13 protein-coding genes are annotated in these 14803 nt (G+C 72.3%); 10 read left to right on the top strand and 3 right to left on the bottom strand.

The genetic code is table 11. The annotated features are described in order from the left end of the window. The first annotated feature begins 9 nt into the window (after window positions 1-9). The 8 genes from BMX74_RS21810 (at window position 10) to BMX74_RS21775 (ending at window position 9474) form a co-directional block, all read left to right on the top strand. Complete coding sequence (locus BMX74_RS21810; RefSeq protein ID WP_055507172.1) at window positions 10-846, top strand: MOSC domain-containing protein; 837 nt, start codon at window positions 10-12, stop codon at window positions 844-846. A 163-nt stretch (window positions 847-1009) separates the two neighbouring features. Beyond that, window positions 1010-2323, top strand: coding sequence for an ammonium transporter (locus tag BMX74_RS21805; RefSeq protein ID WP_176573521.1), 1314 nt, complete (start codon window positions 1010-1012; stop codon window positions 2321-2323). Next, a complete protein-coding gene (locus tag BMX74_RS21800; protein WP_055507174.1) occupies window positions 2320-2658 on the top strand; it encodes a P-II family nitrogen regulator in 339 nt (112 codons plus the stop codon). The genes BMX74_RS21805 and BMX74_RS21800 overlap by 4 nt, the downstream gene beginning before the upstream one ends. A 61-nt stretch (window positions 2659-2719) precedes the next feature. After that, window positions 2720-4945, top strand: a complete 2226-nt coding sequence (locus tag BMX74_RS21795; RefSeq protein WP_091102425.1) for a [protein-PII] uridylyltransferase — start codon at window positions 2720-2722, stop codon at window positions 4943-4945. 194 nt (window positions 4946-5139) lie between these two features. After that, on the top strand, window positions 5140-8082 hold the full coding sequence (locus tag BMX74_RS21790) for a sensor histidine kinase (RefSeq protein WP_055507177.1): 2943 nt from the start codon (window positions 5140-5142) through the stop codon (window positions 8080-8082). 21 nt (window positions 8083-8103) lie between these two features. Continuing rightward, window positions 8104-8526 (top strand): roadblock/LC7 domain-containing protein, encoded by a 423-nt coding sequence (locus tag BMX74_RS21785; protein WP_043616017.1) that lies wholly within the window; start codon window positions 8104-8106, stop codon window positions 8524-8526. 26 nt (window positions 8527-8552) lie between these two features. After that, on the top strand, window positions 8553-8915 hold the full coding sequence (locus BMX74_RS21780; RefSeq protein WP_055507179.1) for a DUF742 domain-containing protein: 363 nt from the start codon (window positions 8553-8555) through the stop codon (window positions 8913-8915). Next, on the top strand, window positions 8896-9474 hold the full coding sequence (locus BMX74_RS21775; protein ID WP_055507181.1) for a GTP-binding protein: 579 nt from the start codon (window positions 8896-8898) through the stop codon (window positions 9472-9474). Before BMX74_RS21780 ends, BMX74_RS21775 begins: the two co-directional genes overlap by 20 nt. A gap of 49 nt (window positions 9475-9523) precedes the next feature. On the opposite strand, the gene BMX74_RS21770 is transcribed toward BMX74_RS21775, so the two are convergent. Beyond that, entirely contained in the window at window positions 9524-10291 is a 768-nt protein-coding gene (locus tag BMX74_RS21770) for a TetR/AcrR family transcriptional regulator (RefSeq protein WP_055507183.1), read from the bottom strand. Between the two features lie 78 nt (window positions 10292-10369). Between BMX74_RS21770 and BMX74_RS21765 the strand changes: the two genes are divergently transcribed. Further along, window positions 10370-11371, top strand: a complete 1002-nt coding sequence (locus BMX74_RS21765; RefSeq protein WP_055507185.1) for an ATP-binding cassette domain-containing protein — start codon at window positions 10370-10372, stop codon at window positions 11369-11371. Continuing rightward, window positions 11368-12189, top strand: a complete 822-nt coding sequence (locus tag BMX74_RS21760) for an ABC transporter permease (RefSeq protein WP_055507187.1) — start codon at window positions 11368-11370, stop codon at window positions 12187-12189. Before BMX74_RS21765 ends, BMX74_RS21760 begins: the two co-directional genes overlap by 4 nt. Here BMX74_RS21760 and betA read toward each other — a convergent pair. Together betA and BMX74_RS21750 are read right to left on the bottom strand one after the other, a co-directional pair. Next, entirely contained in the window at window positions 12186-13814 is a 1629-nt protein-coding gene (betA, locus tag BMX74_RS21755; RefSeq protein WP_177227465.1) for a choline dehydrogenase, read from the bottom strand. The genes BMX74_RS21760 and betA overlap by 4 nt on opposite strands. Beyond that, entirely contained in the window at window positions 13811-14746 is a 936-nt protein-coding gene (locus BMX74_RS21750; protein WP_055507189.1) for an ABC transporter substrate-binding protein, read from the bottom strand. Before BMX74_RS21750 ends, betA begins: the two co-directional genes overlap by 4 nt. Window positions 14747-14803: the final 57 nt, after the last annotated feature.

Genomic DNA, 14803 nt, shown 5'->3' with positions numbered 1-14803 from the left:
GCTCGGACCATGCGCATACGGACGATCTTCAGGTACCCGGTGAAGTCGATGCTGGGCGAGGAGGTCGCCGAGAGCGGGCTGAGCGCGCGCGGGCTCGACGGCGACCGGGCCAGGGCGGTGCTCGACGTGGCCACCGGCCTGATCGCCAGTGCCAAGAACCCGCGGCTGTGGCGCGGCCTGCTGGCCGTGGAGGGCGCCGCGGCGCCCGGCGACGAGGAGCTGTCGGCGCTGCTCGGACGCGAGGTGCGCCTGGTGGACGTGCCGCCGGGGGACGCGCGGCTCGAACGGTCGGTGCCGGAGGAGGTGCTGGACCGGGGGGTGGAGGCCGAGGTGCCCGCCACGCTGTCGACGCTGGGCGGCGCCGCGCCCGAAGGGACGTTCTTCGACTTCGCGCCGATCCACCTCGTCACCACCTCCACGCTGGCGGCGATCGGGGCGCTGAGCCCGCGCGGCGTCGTCGAGGCGGTCCGCTACCGCCCCAACCTGGTCGTCGAGACCGGGGGGTGGAGCGGGGGCGACCTGGGAGGTGGCTTCGCGGAGGCCGGAGGGCGGGGCGGGGGCGACCTGGGGGGCGGCTTCGCCGAGAACGCCTGGGTGGGCCGTGAGCTGCGCGTCGGGGAGGACGCGGTGCTGGAGGTGATCGCGCCCAGCCCGCGCTGCGCCGTCCCGACGCTGGAGCACGGCGGGCTGGGCCGTGACCCCGAGGCGCTGCGCGTGCCCGCCCGCCACAACCGGGTGCCGGTGCTCGACCTCGGCCCGCACCCCTGCGCCGGCGTGTACGCCAGGGTGGTCGAACCCGGCCGGATCAGGCGGGGCGACCCCGTCCGCCTCGTCCCCGGTCCCTGACCCCGCGGGCGGGAAAGGGCCGGAACCCCCGCTGTGAAGAGCCCGAAACGGGGGTGAAACACCGGCGCGGCGAGATTCACGAACGTGAAACACACCTGGTCGAGCCACGAAACCGCGACCGAACACGCTGTGGCCACACGTCACACGTAAGGAGGGTCGCGTCGTGAAGATCGATAGCGGCACCACAGCCTGGATGCTCGCGGCCACCGCGTTGGTGCTGCTGATGACTCCGGGGCTCGCGTTCTTCTACGGGGGCATGACCAGGGCGAAGAGCGTCCTGAACATGATGATGATGTCGTTCGGCGCCATCATCACCGTCACCGTCGCCTGGGTGCTGTACGGGCACTCGCTGACCTTCACCGACAACGGCAGCTCGATCCTCAACAAGGTGGTCGGCGGCTTCGACGCGCTGGGCCTGCAGAGCCTGGTGGACACGGCGACCAAGGACGACGGCACGGGCATGCCGAGCCTGGTCTTCTCCGCCTTCCAGCTGACGTTCGCCATCATCACGGTGGCGCTGATCAGCGGCGCGATCGCGGACCGGGCGAAGTTCGGCGCGTGGATGCTGTTCAGCGTCCTGTGGGCGACGCTCGTCTACTTCCCCGTGGCGCACTGGGTGTGGGGCACGGGCTGGCTCAACACCATGGGCATCGAGGACTTCGCGGGCGGCACGGTCGTCCACATCAACGCCGGAGCCGCGGCGCTGGCGCTCGCCCTCGTGCTGGGCAAGCGGCAGGGCTGGCGCAAGGAGCCGATGCGGCCGCACAACCTGACCCTGGTGCTGCTCGGCACCGGCCTGCTGTGGTTCGGCTGGTTCGGGTTCAACGCCGGTTCCGAGCTGGCCGTGGACGGCACGGCCGGGCTGGCGTTCATGAACACCCAGATCGCCGCCGCCGTCGCGGCGGGCGCCTGGCTCGTCGTGGAGAAGATGCGCGACGGCCACGCCACCAGCCTGGGCGTCGCCTCCGGCGCCGTGGCCGGCCTGGTCGCCATCACCCCCGCCTGCGGCTTCGTCGACCCGTGGGCCGCGATGCTCATCGGCCTGATCGCCGGCGCCGTCTGCGCGTACGCCGTGGGCATGAAGTACCGGCTCGGCTTCGACGACTCGCTCGACGTGGTCGGCGTGCACCTGGTGGGCGGCGTCATCGGCGCGGTCTCGCTGGGCTTCCTGGCCGCCTACCCCTTCCTCGACCAGCAGGGCAAGGGCCTGTTCTACGGCGGCGGCCTCGGCCAGCTCGGCCTGCAGGTGCTCGGCCCGGTCGCGGTCGGCGGCTACTCCTTCGTCCTCACCTGGGTCATGGGCAAGATCATCGACAGGACGATGGGCTTCCGGGTCTCCACCGAGGACGAGATCACCGGCATCGACGTCACGACGCACGCCGAGACCGGGTACGACCTCGGCACGGTCTACGCATCGGGCGTGGCCGGCTCCAACGGCTCCGCCGTCACCACTGCCGCGAAGAAGGTGGACGCATGAGGCTCATCACGGCGATCATCAAGCCGTTCAAGCTGGACGACGTGAAGGCGGCGCTCGAACAGTTCGGCGTCAAGGGCATGACGGTCAGCGAGGCGAGCGGCTACGGCCGCCAGCGCGGCCACACCGAGGTCTACCGCGGCGCCGAGTACCAGGTGGACCTGGTGCCCAAGGTGCGCCTGGAGGTGCTGGCCGAGGAGGACGACGCCGACGACGTGCTCGACGTCATCGTCAAGGCCGCCCACACCGGCAAGATCGGCGACGGCAAGGTGTGGTCGGTGCCCGTGGACACCGTGATCAGGGTGCGTACGGGAGAGCGGGGTCCGGAAGCCCTGTGATGACCCGCAGCGAAGCGCGGACGACGGGGTCCGCGCAGAGCACGGCGAGGGGGCGGCGCAGGTGAGGGGAGAGGCCCGCTCGTTCGCCGCGGCCCGCAAGGACCGGGTCGCCGAGGTCGACCGCTGGCTCAGGGACCTGTTCCGCACCGCGGCCTCCGGCGGCCGCGTCTCCCTGGTCGCCGTCGGCAGCCTCGGACGCGGCGAGCTCGCTCCCGGCAGCGACCTCGACCTGGTGCTCCTCCACGACGGCAGGGCCGACGTGGCGCGGGTCGCCGACCGCGTCTGGTACCCCGTCTGGGACTCCGGGCTCGGGCTCGACCACTCGGTCCGCACGGTGGAGGAGGCCGTCGCCGTCGCCGGGCAGGACCTGAAGGCGGTGCTCGGCCTCATCCAGGCCAGGCACGTGGCGGGCGACCCCGAGCTGACCAGGAAGGCCAGGGAGGCGGTGCTCGCCGGGTGGCGGGCCGACTCCAGGCGGCGGCTGGGCGAGCTGCGCGAGGCGGCGGACCGCCGGGCGCAGGCGAGCGGCGAGCTGGCCTTCCTCCTCGAACCGGATCTGAAGGACGGCCGCGGCGGGCTGCGGGACGTCCAGGCGATGCAGGCCGTGGCGGCGGCCTGGGTCGCCTCCGCGCCGGGGCCCCGGGCGCGGGAGGCGTACGAGTTCGTCCTCGACGTCAGGCACGCCCTGCACGTCGTCACCGGGCGGGCCGCCGACCGGCTGGTGCTCCAGGAACAGGACGCGGTGGCGGGCCTGCTCGGGCTGCTCGACGCCGAGGCGCTCATGCGCAGGCTCGCCGAGGCCGGGCGCACGATCGCGCACGCCTTCGACGCGACCTGGCGCACGGTTGACAGGTACCTGTCAGGGCCGGTGCCGCGGGGGCGCCGTCCGCTGGCCGACGGCGTGGTCGAGCACGGCGGCGAGGTGGTGCTCGCGAGGGGCGCCGACCCCCGCAGGGACCCGGTGCTCGTGCTGCGGGCCGCCGCCGCCGCGGCGGACTCGGGGCTGCCGCTCGCGCCCGCCACCGTCTCGGTTCTCGCGGCTCAGTCGGCTCCGATGCCGGTGCCGTGGCCGGACGAGGCCCGCGACGCGCTGGTGTCGATCCTCGGCGCGGGACGTGCCGCGGTCCCCGTCTGGGAGGAGCTCGACCAGGCGGGCGTCCTTGTCAAGTTGATCCCTGACTGGGAGCGCGTGCGGCACCGCCCGCAGCGCAACCCGATCCACCGGTTCACCGTCGACAGGCACCTGATCGAGGCGGCGGCCGACGCGGCGGGCCACACGCGCGAGGTGTCGCGTCCCGACCTGCTGCTGATCGCGGCGTTCCTGCACGACGTCGGCAAGGGCTGGCCCGGCGACCACTCGGCGACGGGCGAGGTGGTCGTACGCGACATCGCCGCCAGGATCGGCCTGCCGCCGCGCGACGTCGAGGTCCTGGCCACGGTCGTGCGCCACCACCTGCTGCTGCCCGAGACGGCCACCCGCAGGGACCTGGACGACCCGGTGACGATCGAGAAGGTCGCGGCGACGGTCGGCTCGCGCGAGGTGCTGGAGCTGCTCGCCGCGCTGGCGGTCGCCGACGGCCACGCGACGGGCCCGGCCGCGTGGAACGCGTGGAAGGCCGGGCTGGTCGCGGACCTGGTGCGCCGCGTCAGGTCGGTGCTGGCCGGGTCGCCGCCGCCGAAGGCGCCGACGCTCTCGGCGGAGCAGGCCGCGCTCGCCCGGCACGGCGGCGGCGCCGTCAGGGTGAACAGGGGGGCCGTCACGGTGGTCGCGCCCGACCGGCCGGGGCTGCTGTGGAGCGCGGCGGGCGTGCTGGCCGCCCACCGCCTCGTCGTCCGCTCGGCGTCCGCCGCGTCCGCGGGCTCGACGTCGGTGATCGAGTTCTCGGTCGTCCCCGAGTACGGCTCGCCTCCCGACCCCGCGACCCTGGAGGCGGACCTCCGGCTCGTCCTTGCCGGCCGTCTTGACATCGAGCAGCGGCTGGCGCGGCGCGCGCGGTCCATGAGGCCGCCCCGCGTACCTGTGGCTCCACCTCGGGTGACGCTGGTGGACGACGCCTCCGCGACGGCCACCGTGGTGGAAGTCAGGGCCCATGACAGGCCGGGTCTGTTGTGGCGGATCGGCCGTGCCTTCGGCGCGTGCGGTCTTGACGTGAGAGCCGCCCGCGTGGAGACTCTCGGCGCGGAGGCGGTGGACGTCTTCTACGTGGTGGACCGCGCCGGACGCCCCCTCAGCGACGACGCGCAGCGGACACAGGTCCGCGATCGGGTTCTTGCCGCGCTGCGGTAACCAACAGCACACAACTGACGGTCACCTTTGTAACGATTTTGTCCGAAATGCCTGGTACGTGAGGTGCTGCGGATACCTTGTGGACGGCTTTGTGGCCCGTAGCCGGAACGGGGACGATTGAGGGGTAGCGAGCAGTGACAACGGGGATCTCCGACAGCGGCGCCGGGGGGCGACGGGATCGCAGGAAGCGGCCGTTGCCACGGCTGGCCCTGCGCAACTGGCGCGTCAAGTGGCGCCTGACCGCACTCATCCTGGTCCCCACCGTCGCCGCCGTCGTGCTGGCCGGCGCCCGTGTGACCGCCTCGGTGCAGAGCGTCGCCGCCTACGACCGCACCGCCACCGCCGCCCAGCAGGCCACGCACCTGCGCGACCTGCTGCAGGCGCTCGGGCTGGAGCGTGACACGGCCGGCTGGTCGGCGGTCTCCAAGCAGCTGCGCAAGAAGCTCGCCCAGCGGCTCAGCCAGAGCAAGGCCACCGTCGACAGGCTCACCGCCGTGGTGCGCTCCGACCTGGAGGCGATGGACGACTCGTACGGCGTCCGCGTGGCCCACGCCGCCCAGCAGGCCCTCTACGACCTCGGCCGGCTGTCGAAGGTCAGGGCGGAGGGCACGCAGGACACCATCAGGTACGACTTCGTCGCCGACACCCTGCTCAAGCTGCACGACGAGCTGACCCTGATGGCCGACGACTCGCAGATCGTCGGCAACATGCGGGCTCTGAGCGCGCTCGCCCAGGCCAAGGAGGAGATCTCCCGGCAGCGCATCCAGCTGCTCAGGGCCTCGTACGCCCCGGCCAGTGTGGACGCCAAGGAGGTCGAGCGGTTCATCGCCTCCAACGCCCGCGAGCAGGGCGACATCGCCACGGTCGGCGCCGAGGCGGGGCCCGAGATCGGCCAGAAGCTGTCCAAGGCCCTCATGGGCCGCCCCGAGTACGTCAACTCGCAGCTCACCAAGTCCCGCGCGGTCACGCTGGCGAGCGGCAAGACCCCGGGCGCGACGCTCAACGACAACCTGATCTCGCAGCAGGCCACCGCCCGCGACGACTGGTTCCAGAACAACACCGTCACCATCGAGGTCCTGCACGACATCGAGAAGGAGCTCGCCGACAGGGTGAGCCTGCGCAGCCAGGAACTGCGCGAGTACGAGCTGCGCGCCGCGATCATCGCCGGCGCGCTGATCCTCGCGCTGCTGCTCGTCGTGCTGCTGCTGACCGTCGCGATCGCCCGCTCCCTGGTCGGCCCGCTGCGCCGGCTGCGCACCGAGGCCCTGGAGATCGCCGGCTTCCGCCTGCCCGACGTGGTGCGCAAGCTGCGCGTCTCCGGCGACACCGCCGGCGAGGTGCAGCCGATCGGCATCGAGGGCAACGACGAGATCGGCGAGGTGGCGAGGGCCTTCGACCAGGTGCACCGCCAGGCGGTGCGGCTGGCCGGCGAGGAGGCCGAGCTGCGCAGCAACATCAGCTCGATGTTCGTCAACCTCTCGCGCCGCACCCAGACGCTGGTCGAACGGCAGATCTCCCTCATCGACGGCCTGGAGAAGGGCGAGCAGGACGGCACCAGGCTGGCCGACCTGTTCAAGCTCGACCACCTGGCCACCCGCATGCGCCGCAACTCCGAGAACCTCCTGGTCCTCGCGGGCCACGAGGCCACCCGCAGGCGCAGCCAGCCGGCCAAGCTGATCGACGTGGTGCGCGCCGCGCTGTCGGAGGTCGAGGGCTACGAGCGGGTGCAGGTCAAGGTGCACCGCGCGATCTCCGTGGTCGGCAGCTCAGCCAACGACCTCGTGCACCTGGTGGCCGAGCTGGTCGAGAACGCCATCCAGTTCTCGCCGAACAACTCCCAGGTCGTGGTCTCCAGCAGCCTCATCGAGGGCGGCGGCGCGCTGCTCTCGGTCAGCGACACCGGCATCGGCATGACGGAGGAGGAGCTGGCCGAGGCCAACCGCCGCCTGGCCGAGCCGCCCGTCGTGGACGTGTCGGTGTCGCGGCGCATGGGCCTGTTCGTGGTCGGCCGCCTGGCGCTGCGCCACGGCATCCGCGTCCAGCTCAGGAGGGGCGACGACAACGGCCTGATCGCCATGGTGCTGCTGCCGCCCGCGCTGATCCCCGACGGCGCGCAGCAGCCGCTGCCGCAGCGGCCGGCGTTCGGCGGCGGCCACGTGCCGGTGCCCGCCTCGCCGGTGTCGCAGAACGGGACCTTCCGGTCGTTCAACAGCTTCGACTCCTTCGAGGGCGCGGCACGGCCGACCGGGTACACCAACGGCTCGCGGCCGGGCCCGCTGTCCTTCGACAGCGGGCCGGGCGCCGCGCCCCGGCAGGACTCCCCGCCGCACGACGCCGCCCCCGGCCCCGCGCGTCCCGGCGCGTTCGCCTCCGATCCCGGCGCGGCGCGTCCCGGCGCGTACCCGTCCGATCCCGGCGCGGCGCGTCCCGGCGCGTACGCCTCCGACCCGGGCGTGAACGGCTTCACGGCCGACACCGACGGCGGGACGTACCGCCGGTTCAGGTCCGGGACCGACAGCGGGTCGTTCCCGTCGTACCCGTCCGGCGGCGGCTCCTTCCCGCCGTTCCCCGCCGCCGGGGAGGGCGGGTTCCCGACGCCGCCGCCCGCGCAGGCGCCGGACGGCCGGGGCCCCTCCGGCCCGAACGTGCAGGTCCCGCCCTCGTACGGCACCAACGACGTGCGCAGGCCGGAACCCCCGGCGCCCTCGGTCGAGGTGTCGCCGCTGGAGCACGACCAGGAGGAGTTCCTCCCGATCTTCGCCTCGGTGGAGTCGGCCTGGTTCCGCAGGCCGCTGGAGGAGCAGGCGGCGCAGGGCTCCGAAGATGAGGCCAGCCCCCCGCAAGCCGTACCCTCTGGGGAGGAAGCGTGGCGAACGGCCGCGGACGCCGGATGGCGCGCGGCGGCCGCCGCCAGCGACCCCAGTCTCGGCGGCATCACCGCCGCCGGGCTTCCGAAGCGCACCCCCAAGGCGAACCTGGTGCCCGGTTCGGCGAGCCAGCCCGCGCAGCAACAGCAACGGCAGGCGCCGGCTCCGCCCGTGTCGGCGGACCGGATCCGCAACCGGATGGCCAGTTTCCAGCAGGGGGTGCGGCGGGGCCGCCAGGAAGTACGTGGACAGGAGGAACAGAGTGAGTGAGCGTCCCGCTGGGGAGGATGCGTGACAACCCTTAGCCATGAGGCGCACCGGTTCGACTGGCTGATCACCGACTTCGTGCGCAACACTCCCGGAGTGGCGCACGCGGTGGTGGTCTCGGCCGACGGCCTGTGCCTGGCCGCCTCGGAGGGCTTCCCGCCGGACCGGGCCGACCAGCTGGCCGCCGTGTCGGCCGGACTGCTCAGCCTGACCGTGGGCGCCTCCAGGGTGTTCGAGGGCGGCGCGGTGACGCAGACCGTGGTCGAGATGCAGCGCGGGCTGCTTCTCGTCATGGCGATCAGCGACGGCTCCGTGCTCACGGTGCTGGCCGGTCCCGACTGCGACATGGGGCTGGTCGCGTACCAGATGACGCTGCTGGTCGACCGGGCGGGGCAGGCGCTGACGCCGGCCCTGCGCGCGGAACTCCAGGCCGCCAGGACGCGGTGATGTGATGGAACTGACGGGAGCAGGCCGTGTACGGCAGTGACGGAGCAGGGGACGAGGAGCCCCTGTTCCGGCCTTACGCGGTGACCGGCGGCCGTTCGGAGCCGCGTTACCACCTGGCGATGGAGACGCTGATCTCGTCCATGTCGATCCCGGACGACGAGATGGCCCTGCTCACCCCCGAGCAGGAGGCCATCATGCAGCTCTGCCGCTCGTTCCGGTCGGTCGCCGAGATCTCGGCCCTGCTCCGCGTCCCGCTGGGCGTGGCCCGGGTGCTTGTGGCGGACATGTCCGACGAAGGGCTTGTCCGCCTGCACCAGCCACGCCTCAGCCAGGGACAGCCAGACCTCAACATGCTCGAAAGGGTGCTCAGTGGACTTCGCAGGCTCTAGCCCCGGCCTCACGTCGACGAAGATCGTCGTGGCGGGCGGGTTCGGCGTCGGGAAGACGACGTTCGTGGGGGCGGTGTCCGAGATCCTGCCGCTCACGACGGAAGCGGTCATGACCGACGCGTCCGCGGGCATCGACGACCTCGGCATGACGCCGAACAAGCAGACCACGACCGTCGCCATGGACTTCGGCCGGCTCTCGCTCGACCGTGACCTGATCCTGTACCTGTTCGGGACGCCCGGCCAGCACCGGTTCTGGTTCATGTGGGACGACCTGGTGCGCGGCGCCATCGGCGCGGTGGTGCTGCTCGACACGCGGCGGCTGGCCGACAGCTTCCCCGCCATCGACTACTTCGAAGAGGCCAAGCTGCCGTTCGTCGTCGGCGTCAACGGCTGGGACGGGCAGTTCATGCACTCCGACGAGGAGGTGCGTGAGGCGCTCGCGCTGGGTCCGCACGTCCCGATCGTGCGCACCGACGCCCGCAACCGCGAGTCGGTCAAGGCGACGCTGATCGCGCTGGTCGAGCACGTCGTGCGGCTGCGGGCCGCGCCCGCGTACTAGCCGATCGTCGCCGGGCGGGGCCGGTCCGCCCGCCGGCCCGCCCGCGGGCTCAGCCCTCGGCGCGCTGCTCGACCAGGGCCTCGATGCCGTCGAGCACCCGCCGCAACCCGAACTCGAAGGCGTGCTCGGCGCTGTAGGCGGCGCCGAGCTCCTCGCCGGCCGCCTGGCCGACCCTGGCCGCCACGGGGAACCTGGCGGGGTCGGCGATGCGGTGGAAGAACGGCGCGTGCGCGGCCCACCACTGCTCGTCGGTCAGGCCCGTGCGGCTCTCCGCCTGCGCGGCCTCCACCGCGCCGCGCGCCGTGCCGTGGACGAACCCGGTGATCAACGTGATCACGGAGTCCATCTCCAGGTCCGACAGGCCGATGCCGTCGACGGCGCGCAGCTCGTAGTCGTACTTGGCCGTGACGTTCGGGCCCAGCACCGGGCGGCTCACCGCCACCTGCAGCAGCCACGGGTGGCGCAGGTAGAGGGACCAGTTCTCTCTGGCGATCAGTTCCAGCCTGGCCCGCCAGCCCCCTGGCACGTCGTCGGGTTTGGCGGTCTCGCCGTACACCGTGTCGAGCATGACGTCGAGCAGCTCCGGCTTGCCCGGCACGTACGTGTAGAGGGACATCGTCCCCACGCCCAGCTTCTCGGCCACGCGGCGCATCGACAGCGCCTGCAGGCCCTCGGCGTCGGCCACGTCGATGGCGGCGCGCACGATGCGGTCGACGCTCAGCTCCGGCTTGCCCTTGCGGCTGGCGCGCTCGCTGGTGCGCCACAGCAGGGCCAGGCTGCGGGCGGGGTCGCCCTTCCCCGAGTACTCCACGGTCACCTCCGTACGGTACAACGTACGCTTGTCCGTGCGTTACCGTAAGCTGTACGGTACGGCGTACGGCAAGAGGGAGGCGGCATGCTCGTCGCGCGGGGACTGCGCAAGACGTACGGGAAGCACACGGCGCTCCAAGGCATCGACCTGGACGTGGGCCGCGGCGCCGTGTGCGGGCTGCTCGGGCCGAACGGCGCGGGCAAGACCACGGCGGTCCGCATCCTCACCACGCTCCTGCGGCCGACGGCGGGCCGCGCGTCCGTCGCCGGGTACGACGTGGTCACCCAGGCGTCCCAGGTGCGGCGCAGCATCGGCCTCGTCGGCCAGCACGCGGCCGTGGACGAGCTGCTGACCGGCAGGCAGAACCTGGAGCTGTTCGGCCGGCTGCACCACCTGGGAGCGGCGCGGGCCAGGGCGCGGGCCGCCGAGCTGCTCGAACGGTTCGGCCTCGACCACGACGGCCCGGCGGGGGAGTACTCCGGCGGCATGCGGCGCAGGCTCGACCTCGCGGCCGGGATGATCGTGGACCCGCCCGTGCTCTTCCTGGACGAGCCCACCACCGGCCTCGACCCGCGCAGCCGGGCGGAGATCTGGGACCGCGTGCGCGAGCTGGTGTCGGACGGCACGACCGTGCTGCTGACCACCCAGTACCTGGAGGAGGCGGACCGGCTCGCCGACCGGGTCTGCGTCGTCGACCGGGGCCGCGTCGTGGCCGAGGGCACGCCGGGCGAGCTGAAGGCCGAACTCGGCGGCGACCGGCTCGACCTGGTGGTGCTAGACGGTGAGCGGCTGGCCGAGGCCGCCGCGATCGCGGCGGGCGCGGCGTCGGGCCCGGTGGAGACCGACCCGCACACGCGGAGGGTCAGCGCGCCCGTCGCCGGGCCGAAGGGCGCGGGCGGCGTCCGGGTGCGCGTCCTGACCGAGGTGCTGGCCGCGCTGGCCGACGCCGGGGTCGAGGTCGAGGACGTCGCCCTGCGCCGCCCCACCCTGGACGAGGTCTTCCTGACCCTAACCGGCGGCGGGGCCGCCGACGCGGCGCGGGAGAGGGCCGGGAGTCCCGAGCGAACGGAGGAAGGAGTCCGATGACCATCGCCGCACCCGCCCTGGACGGCCCCCTGACACGCCTCGGCCGGGCCCTGGCCGACGGCTGGACGGTCGCCAGGCGCGACCTGGTCCACTGGGCCAACCAGCCCCTGACGGTCGTCTTCGGGGCCGCGTTCCCCGTGCTGATCACCCTCGTGTTCGGCTACCTGTTCGGCGGCGCGGTGGACGTCCCCGAGGGCGCCGGCTACTTCACCTTCCTCATGCCCGGCATGTACGGCATGACGATGCTGTTCGGCCTGACGATCACCACGACGGCCGTCACCGCAGACGCCGCGAAGGGCGTCACCGACCGGTTCAGGTCCATGCCGATGGCGCCCTCGGCGGTGCTGGTCGGCCGGGCCGTCGCCGACATGCTGAACTCCGTGCTCATGCTGGCGGCCCTGCTCGCCTGCGGGCTGGCGGTCGGCTGGCGGCCGTCGGACCTGCCCGGGGCGGCCGCCGCCGTCGGCCTGCTGCTCCTGCTCCGCTTCTCCCTGCTGTGGGTCGGCGTGTACCTCGGCCTGCTCATCAGGAACCCGGGCGGCGTGACCGTGATGCAGACCCTGGAGTTCCCGGTCGGGTTCCTGTCGAACGCGTTCGTCGCGCCGTCCACGATGCCGGGCTGGCTCGGCGCCGTCGCCGAGTGGAACCCGCTGTCGTCCACGGTCGCGGCGGCCAGGCAGCTCTTCGGCAACCCGGGCTGGGGCGGCGGCTCCTGGATCGCCGAGCACGCCGTGCCCATGGCCGTGGCCTGGCCGCTGCTGATCACGGCCGTCTTCTTCACCCTGTCGGCACGGCTCTACCGGCGCCTGGACCGTTAGGGGCGGTGCCGGTGGAACTCCACCGGCTCGGGTGGGAGGGGCGGGTTGCCGAGGATGAGGTCGGCCGCCTTCTCGGCGAGCATCATCACCGGGGCGTAGATGTTGCCGTTGGTCACGTACGGCATCACCGAGGCGTCCACCACGCGCAGCCCGTCGAGCCCGTGCACGCGCATGGTCTCGGGGTCGACCACCGCCATCTCGTCCACGCCCATCCGGCACGTGCAGGACGGGTGGAGCGCGGTCTCGCCGTCCCTCGCGACCCAGGCGAGGATCTCCTCGTCGGTGCGCACCGACGGGCCGGGGGAGATCTCGCCGCCGTCGAGATCGGCCCAGGCCGGCTGGGACAGGATCGCCCTGGCGTGCCTGATCGCCTCCACCCACTCGCGGCGGTCCTGGTCGGTGGACAGGTAGTTGAAGCGCAGCGCCGGCTTCTCCCTCGGGTCCTTCGACCTGATCCGCACCGAGCCGCGGGCGTCGGAGTACATCGGGCCGATGTGCACCTGGTAGCCGTGCCCGCCCGCGGGCGCCGACCCGTCGTAGCGCACCGCGATCGGCAGGAAGTGGAACATCAGGTTCGGGTAGGCGACGTCGTCGTTGGAGCGGATGAAGCCCCCGGCCTCGAAGTGGTTGGTGGCGCCCGGACCGCGCCGCAGGAACAGCCAGTTCGCGCCGATGAACGGCCTGCGCCACAGGGCGAGCGAGGGCTGCTGCGACACCGGCAGCCTGCACGCGTGCTGGACGTACACCTCCAGGTGGTCCTGGAGGTTCTCGCCGACGCCCGGCAGGTCGTGCACCACGTCGATGCCGAGCGGCTCCAGCAGGGCGCGCGGCCCGACGCCGGACAGCTGGAGGAGCTGCGGCGAGTTGATCGCGCCGCCGCACAGGACGACCTCGCCGGCGTCGACGCGCTCGCCGTCGCAGACGACGCCGACGGCCCGCGTGCCCTCGAACAGGATCCGCTCGACGAAGGCGCGGGTCCTGACCGTCAGGTTGCGGCGGTGGCGCACCGGGTGCAGGTAGGCGCGGGCGGCGCTGAGGCGCCGGCCCCGGTGGATGTTCCTGTCGAAGGCGGCGAAGCCCTCCTGGCGGTAGCCGTTGACGTCGTCGGTGAGCGGGTGCCCGGCCTGCTGCACGGCCTCGAAGAACGCCTCGAACAGCGGCCCGCGGGCGGGGCCGCGTTCCAGCTTGAGCGGCCCGGAGCCGCCGCGGAAGTCCGACCCGGGCTCGGCCAGGCAGGTCTCCATCTTCTTGAAGTACGGCAGGCAGTGCGCGTAGTCCCAGTTCTTCATGCCGGGGTCGGCGGCCCAGCGCTCGTAGTCGAGGGGGTTGCCGCGCTGGAAGATCATGCCGTTGATGCTGCTCGACCCGCCGAGGACCTTGCCGCGGGCGTGGTAGATGCGCCGGCCGTCCATGTGCGGCTCGGGCTCGGACTCGTACTTCCAGTCGTAGAAGCGGCTGCCGATGGGGAACATCAGCGCGGCGGGCATGTGGATGAAGACGTCCCAGAGGTGGTCGGGGCGGCCGGCCTCCAGGACGAGGACGGAGACCGACGGGTCGGCGCTGAGCCGGTTGGCCAGGGCGCAGCCGGCGGAGCCGCCGCCCACGATGACGTAGTCGAAGCTCACCGGGGCATCCAGTCCTTCCAGATGATCTTGTTCTCGGCCACCCACTGCCTGGCGGCCTCCTCGGCGGTCATCCTCTTGTTGATCATGTTGCTCGCGACCGCGTTCTGGTTGTCGTTCGTCCAGGTGAAGTTGCGCACCAGCTCGTACGCCTTGCCGCCGCGCTCGGCGAAGCCCCGGCTGACGATCTTGTCGAGCAGATACGGCGGGTAGTCGCAGGCGACCGCGGCCGGGTCGCGGTCGCAGCCGACGGCGTACGGCGGCAGGTTCACCTTGACCAGCTTGACCTTGGTGAACAGCCATTGCGGCTCGTAGAAATACATGAGCAGCGGTTTCTTGTTGCGGGTCGCGTACTGCGCGGCCTTGATGAGGGCGTCCTCGCCGCCGGAGTAGACGACCCGGTAATTGAGCTTGAGGTTCTTGATGAGGGCCTCGTCGTTCGTCACGAATGAGGGGTCGCCATCCAGAACCTGTCCGGCATTTCCGGTTTTGTCGGTCCGAAACAGGTGGGCATACCTGTTCAAATTCCGATAGTCGGTTATGTCGGGATATTCCTTGGCCATCCACTCAGGGACATACCACCCGATCACCCCTTTGTTCCCGGTGAGCCCTGCGGACAGCGCGACCTTCCGCTTCTCGATGTACTCCTGCTTGAGGTCCTCGTGCCCCCAGCTCTCGACGATGACATCGACCTTGCCGCTCTCGAAATCCCTCCAGGAATCGCTTTCCTTCATCTCCCGCGTCTTGACCTGGTAGCCCAGCTCGTGCTCCAGCAGGTAGGCCAGCACGGCGGCCTGGGCCTGGTAGCCGACCCAGCCGTGGATGTCGATGTTGACCGTGCCCTTCGACCCGGCGGCCGGCGCCGGCTCCTCGCCCGAGCAGGCCGACAGGAGCAGCGCCACCGCCAGGGGCACGGCGAGCGTCTTCGTACGCATGAGAGGTCTCCGCGGCCGGGCCCCGTGGCGGAGGCCCGGCCCGACAAGGGGTGCGGT

The sequence above is a fragment of the Nonomuraea pusilla genome, assembly GCF_900109355.1.
Classification (GTDB): Bacteria; Actinomycetota; Actinomycetes; order Streptosporangiales; family Streptosporangiaceae; genus Nonomuraea; species Nonomuraea pusilla.
This window is presented reverse-complemented; position numbering and strand designations above follow the sequence as displayed.

What these genes read in the sequence shown, in the direction of transcription:
- BMX74_RS21765 (WP_055507185.1), top strand. Translation starts at nt 10,370, where the DNA reads ATGCTCGTCGCGCGGGGACTGCGCAAGACGTACGGGAAGCACACGGCG.
- BMX74_RS21760 (WP_055507187.1), top strand. Translation starts at nt 11,368, where the DNA reads ATGACCATCGCCGCACCCGCCCTGGACGGCCCCCTGACACGCCTCGGC.
- BMX74_RS21810 (WP_055507172.1), top strand. Translation starts at nt 10, where the DNA reads ATGCGCATACGGACGATCTTCAGGTACCCGGTGAAGTCGATGCTGGGC.
- BMX74_RS21800 (WP_055507174.1), top strand. Translation starts at nt 2,320, where the DNA reads ATGAGGCTCATCACGGCGATCATCAAGCCGTTCAAGCTGGACGACGTG.
- BMX74_RS21750 (WP_055507189.1), bottom strand. Translation starts at nt 14,746, where the DNA reads ATGCGTACGAAGACGCTCGCCGTGCCCCTGGCGGTGGCGCTGCTCCTG.